This is a genomic window from Salinivibrio sp. ML290 (assembly GCF_001995695.1).
Classification (GTDB): Bacteria; Pseudomonadota; Gammaproteobacteria; order Enterobacterales; family Vibrionaceae; genus Salinivibrio; species Salinivibrio siamensis.
Map to the genome: position 1 here is coordinate 1 of NZ_MUEY01000028.1, position 4940 is coordinate 4940.

Here is a 4940-nt window from a genome sequence, read left to right on the forward strand (position 1 = left end):
TTTTTGATGTCTAAACACAATTTTGATGTATGGACCGATAATTTGATTATTAATATCAATAAGTAAATAAAACAGCCCCAAAAACCAACAGCCGGGATCACCATCTCGGCTTTTTAACTCGGCGTTGTTGATCAAAGCATTCACCTAACACACTGATCCCAATGGGATTACTCCCCTCAATCAACTCGGTAACTAACAGGCATACCAAGTCTTATGACTTTGTTTATCGGTTTCATATTGGTCAATTTTTCACCAGCTTGTACGTTGTAATCACGTAGTGTCAGCTGAGGGGTGAGTAACCCAGTTTAGCTGGAACGCGGATGACCGCTTAACCCACATTGAACTGCCCAACGGCACGCGGTATCGCTACCGCTACGACCCGTTTGGGCGACGCATCGCCAAAGAATGTGCGCACAGCCAAATACAGACTCACTATCTGTGGGACGGCGCGCAGTGACCGACCACGCGGGCACACCCCAAGAGCTGTGTAATGAACAAGGTGATATCGTCTGGCGGGGAGAGCAAGCGCTATGGGGCCATTACCACGGGCAATCACAACGGCACTGGCAACGACGCGAAGAAGCGGCCAACGACAGTATACAGTGTGACCTTCGCTACCAAGGGCAAATCGAAGACCCCGAATCGAGCCTTTACTATAACGTAAACCGTTATTACGATGCAGACAGTGGCCAGTATCTTAGCCCTGACCCGATAGGGTTTGCGGGAGGATTAAGGCCGCAGGCGTATGTTGCCAACCCACTAGAGTGGGTGGATCCGTTGGGGTTGGCTGGATCTTGCTCCAAAAAGATTACATCAGTCAAAGGTCGGTTAAAAAAAGAACAATTGCCCACTAAGGGAAAAATCAGGTTCGTACCTCCTAAGGGTTACAACCCATCTAATCCACTACCTAAAGGCCCTCAAGGTGGATTTATTGATAGGTTTGGTAATGAATGGGTTAAAGGACCATCAAGAACAGCAGGGCAAGATTTTGAATGGGACGTTCAGCTCTCGAAAACAGGAAGAAAAAAAATAGGCTGGGTCACACGTGATGGAAGTCATGCAAACGTATCTCTTGATGGTAGAATTACACACAAATAGGTGTCACATGCAAGCTCTATATGAATTCTTTGAAGTAGTAAAAATAACTTCCTCTGATTCAGCATTCGCCGAAGTTAAAGGGCAAGAAGCTGTAATTTTGGGAATGACTCCAGACGACACCGGGCATTGGTTTTATTCAGTCCAAATCACTGATACCGAGGAAGTATGGAGTTTATCCGAAAATGACATTGAATCGACAGGTAAAGTTCTGAAAAAAGAAAATTTCTATTATGGTGACTCTGTTACTGTAAGGGTGGGCCATCAAAGTGGTGAGGGATATTTAAAAGACTCATAGAAACCGGCCGTTTTCGTTATCGCTATGATGCCTGCGGCCGGGTGATTGAAAAAACCGAGCATAAAACGGGCTACCGGCCACAGGTGACGCGGTTTAGCTGGAACGCGGATGACCGCTTAACCCACATTGAACTGCCCAACGGCACGCGGTATCGCTACCGCTACGACCCGTTTGGGCGACGTATCGCCAAAGAATGTGCGCACAGCCAAACACAGACTCACTACCTGTGGGACGGCGCGCATATTGTGCAGCAACAACAGGCCACGGCTGATGGGCAAGTCCTACAGCAAACCGAATACCTCTACGAGCCCGGCAGCTTCCGCCCGATGGCGCAAGTGACCCACCATGACCAAGGCAGCGAACTGCATTACATCGTGACCGACCATGCGGGCACACCGCAAGAGCTGTGTAATGAGCAAGGTGATATTGTCTGGCGGGGAGAGCAAGCGCTATGGGGCCATTACCATGGGCAATCACAACGGCACTGGCAACGACGCGAAGAAGCGGCCAACGACAGCGTACAGTGTGATCTTCGCTACCAAGGACAAATCGAAGACGCAGAATCGGGCCTTTACTATAACGTAAACCGTTATTACGATGCAGACAGTGGCCAGTATCTTAGCCCCGACCCAATAGGGTTTGCGGGTGGGTTAAGGCCGCAGGCGTATGTTGCCAACCCTCTGGAGTGGGTGGATCCGTTGGGGCTGGCGGGGTGTGGTGGGAAGAAAAGACCTGATGCGCCGAAAAAAATTAAGCTGAATAGGGCGGGTGTAACACATGTTAAAGAGCGTCATGTGGGTAATCACCCTGAATGGAAACAGAAAAGTAAATGGACCCTTAGTAATGCAGAATGGAAGAGCAAGGCAAGAGATACCTTTAGAAACCCGGATCGGATAGTTGAAGAAAATGGTCGATTTTTGTATGAAAAAACATATAAAAATCCTGTTGGCGTAGATCCGAATGGGGAACTTTTATACAAAACCCGTGTTGTCACTGAGAGTAATGGTGATTTGGTGACAGCATTCCCTCAGTCTAGCTTTAAAGAATTATCAGATATATCTCGAGTATTATAAGGTGGGGATAAATATGGATATAGTTATAACAAGAACGAACCTTTCAGAGGAGTGGTATCCTTTTGATGAATCATTGCATGTGGCTATCTTTCATCAAAGTACTGAGTGGAAGTCTATGAGAAATCTAAAAAAAATAAGAGATTTTTATAAAGTTAATTCAACATTCAGAGGTGATGAGTTAATAGGCTTAATTAACGAAATGGAGACTATTTTCCCTAAACTAGATAAGTGCCAAACTGAGTTAAAAAAAGTGATAAAACTTTTACAAGAAGATTCAGTGTTAATTGCAAGATTTGCTGGAGATTAGTGTTATTGACGAATCTTATTTAGAGAAAGATTAAGCCTAACGGCCGGCCACAGTGTTCCGGCCTGTACTTACCTCAACGCTCTCTTGATGCAGGGCGAGATCGTGAACGTTTTTTAACCAAAAAAGGATCAGTTTGACGACCACCTCTGGCTGTGATCATATAGGCCTACTCTAAAATAGTTCGGGATAGATACCGTGGATATCGATACATTTAAAGACTACTTCAGTGCCGTTGATGATAACCGCCAGAGTGCCAAGATAACCTACCCACTTTTTGACCTGCTCTTTGCTTCATTGTGCGCCGTTATTGCTGGTTCCAAAGGATGGTACGATATTCGAGAATACATCCTAGGGCACCATGAGTGGTTTAAGCACAACGGCATGTTTAAAGACGGTATTCCTGCCGACGATACTATCGCACGTGCCATTTCCACGATTGAACCGAGCGCCTTTCAAGCTTGCTTTATCGATTGGATGAAAGCCGTCCATCAAATGACGGATGGTCAGGTGGTCGCGATCGACGGTAAAACCCTAAAAGGCTCGTACAACCGTGAAGATAGAAGCAGTACGATCCACATGGTCAGTGCGTATGCCAGTAAAAACCATCTGGTGCTAGGTCAACTCAAGACTGAAGAAAAAAGTAATGAAATCAGTGCTACTCCCGAGTTAATCCGTCTGCTCGACTTACGTGGTGCGCTAGTCACCATCGATGCCATGGCCTGCCAAACGACGATTGCCAAGACGATTCTTGAGCAGGGTGGCGATTACTTATTAGCGGTGAAACAAAATCAAGGCAAGTTAGCGAACGCGATCACCGCGGCATTCAGTGAGCAGCGCCGAACCTTCAATGACGATGTTGTGTTTGAACATGGCCACGGTCGTACTGAGTCGCGCCAGTGCTATGTAATTGATAAAGAATGTTTATCAGGCGACTTTACTCGTTGGCCATCACTACAAAGCCTTGTCATGGTTGAGTCTTTGCGTGTTGAGAAAGGGCGTCCGATGTCGCTGGAGTATCGCTACTATATCAGCTCAAAATCACTGACTGCCGATGAGGCAAGCCGTGCTATCCGCTCGCATTGGAGCATTGAATCCATGCACTGGGTGTTAGATGTCAATATGGGTGAAGACGCCTGCCAGATTTATAAAGACAATGGCGCAGCGAACGTAGCTTGTCTGCGACACATGGCCTCAAACATGGTGCGGGCAGAGCCAACCAAGATTAGTTTGGTGTCCAAACAGAAGCGTTGTCTCATGAATACCAGCTTCTTAGAAAAGTTTTTAGCCGCAGGCATTCCAGCAATGGTTGAAAAATGAACACTCATGCGCTCGCCCTGCCCGAGGAGTAGCTTTTAATGATGAGTATAATAAAGCTAAGATTGATATTAATGGAAGAAAACCCAGGAAAAAATGTAATAAGTAAGGCGGATTTGTCATGAGAAACGTATCAGAGAAAGATGTGTATGCTATCCCTTTAGGAATACCAGATGTTTCAGATGCGACATCTATGTCGAAAATGAAACCACAGGATATCAGTTCTAGTTTTGCATATTGTGCAGTGGTAAGGAAAGAAGATTCAATTGGTTTAAAGATAATCATATCGAGTGAGATTGATGGTTGGAAAAATAGTGTAGATAAAAGAATATTTGATCATTTATTAATGGAGCCTTTAGTCACGTCAGGTCTAGCTATTCAAAAGAAGAGATGGAGGAGAGTAGATTGTCAAGGTGAAATATGCATTAGCAGTTATAATGAAAAAATTTCGACACCTATTACAGTATGGAGGGGTTCTCAAATAGAAAAAAAGATAATGAAAATAGTTGATATAAATAATGATTAAAAGCTATTTGAGATAACAAGGGCGTTGTTGATCAAATCATTCACCTAACGCACTGATCCCAATGGGGTTGCCGGTAGTGTTCAAGAGGGTGTTCATAGTTCTGTGTCACCCAACGTTTAAAGATCTACGTAGAGGGTGTTCATAGTTCTGTGTCACCCAACGTTTAAAGATCTACGTAGTCGTCGAGCCGCCCTTCGAAGTGGATGCTCAGTTGGGACAATGTCAGGTTCCAATTCTGCACCGGATGCGTCCACTTCTCTGACGCCTTCAACATACCTGCATACAGCAACTTGAGCAATGCGTTCTCGTTGGCAAAGCCACCCTTGG

At 45.4% G+C, this 4940-nt stretch carries 6 protein-coding genes and 2 pseudogenes; 6 read left to right on the forward strand and 2 right to left on the reverse strand.

Features of this window, described 5'->3' with window-relative positions; translation table 11 throughout:
- Positions 1 to 176: 176 nt before the first annotated feature.
- Positions 177 to 284: pseudogene (locus tag BZG23_RS16790) on the reverse strand (IS5/IS1182 family transposase); the annotation flags it as partial.
- Between the two features lie 169 nt (positions 285 to 453).
- On the opposite strand from BZG23_RS16790, the gene BZG23_RS16225 reads away from it, so the two are divergent.
- The 6 genes from BZG23_RS16225 to BZG23_RS16250 all read left to right on the forward strand — a co-directional run bounded on the left by BZG23_RS16225 (position 454) and on the right by BZG23_RS16250 (position 4613).
- A complete protein-coding gene (locus BZG23_RS16225) occupies positions 454 to 1098 on the forward strand; it encodes a polymorphic toxin type 17 domain-containing protein (RefSeq protein WP_241837234.1) in 645 nt (214 codons plus the stop codon).
- A gap of 7 nt (positions 1099 to 1105) precedes the next feature.
- On the forward strand, positions 1106 to 1393 hold the full coding sequence (gene imm31 / locus BZG23_RS16230) for an Imm31 family immunity protein (protein ID WP_158011391.1): 288 nt from the start codon (positions 1106 to 1108) through the stop codon (positions 1391 to 1393).
- Between the two features lie 41 nt (positions 1394 to 1434).
- Positions 1435 to 2466: an RHS repeat domain-containing protein gene (locus BZG23_RS16235; RefSeq protein ID WP_241837235.1), complete on the forward strand. Its 1032-nt coding sequence runs from the start codon at positions 1435 to 1437 to the stop codon at positions 2464 to 2466.
- A gap of 13 nt (positions 2467 to 2479) precedes the next feature.
- Positions 2480 to 2773 carry a hypothetical protein gene (locus tag BZG23_RS16240; RefSeq protein ID WP_077607544.1) on the forward strand — a complete coding sequence of 98 codons (294 nt, stop codon included), beginning with the start codon at positions 2480 to 2482 and terminating at the stop codon, positions 2771 to 2773.
- Between the two features lie 195 nt (positions 2774 to 2968).
- Positions 2969 to 4090 carry an ISAs1 family transposase gene (locus tag BZG23_RS16245; RefSeq protein ID WP_077607545.1) on the forward strand — a complete coding sequence of 374 codons (1122 nt, stop codon included), beginning with the start codon at positions 2969 to 2971 and terminating at the stop codon, positions 4088 to 4090.
- Positions 4091 to 4208: 118 nt separating this feature from the next.
- Positions 4209 to 4613: a hypothetical protein gene (locus BZG23_RS16250; protein ID WP_077607546.1), complete on the forward strand. Its 405-nt coding sequence runs from the start codon at positions 4209 to 4211 to the stop codon at positions 4611 to 4613.
- A gap of 163 nt (positions 4614 to 4776) precedes the next feature.
- On the opposite strand, the pseudogene BZG23_RS16550 reads toward BZG23_RS16250, so the two are convergent.
- Positions 4777 to 4940, reverse strand: a pseudogene (locus BZG23_RS16550) (IS256 family transposase); the annotation flags it as partial.

What these genes read in the sequence shown, in the direction of transcription:
- BZG23_RS16250 (WP_077607546.1), top strand. Translation starts at nt 4,209, where the DNA reads ATGAGAAACGTATCAGAGAAAGATGTGTATGCTATCCCTTTAGGAATA.
- imm31 (WP_158011391.1), top strand. Translation starts at nt 1,106, where the DNA reads ATGCAAGCTCTATATGAATTCTTTGAAGTAGTAAAAATAACTTCCTCT.
- BZG23_RS16240 (WP_077607544.1), top strand. Translation starts at nt 2,480, where the DNA reads ATGGATATAGTTATAACAAGAACGAACCTTTCAGAGGAGTGGTATCCT.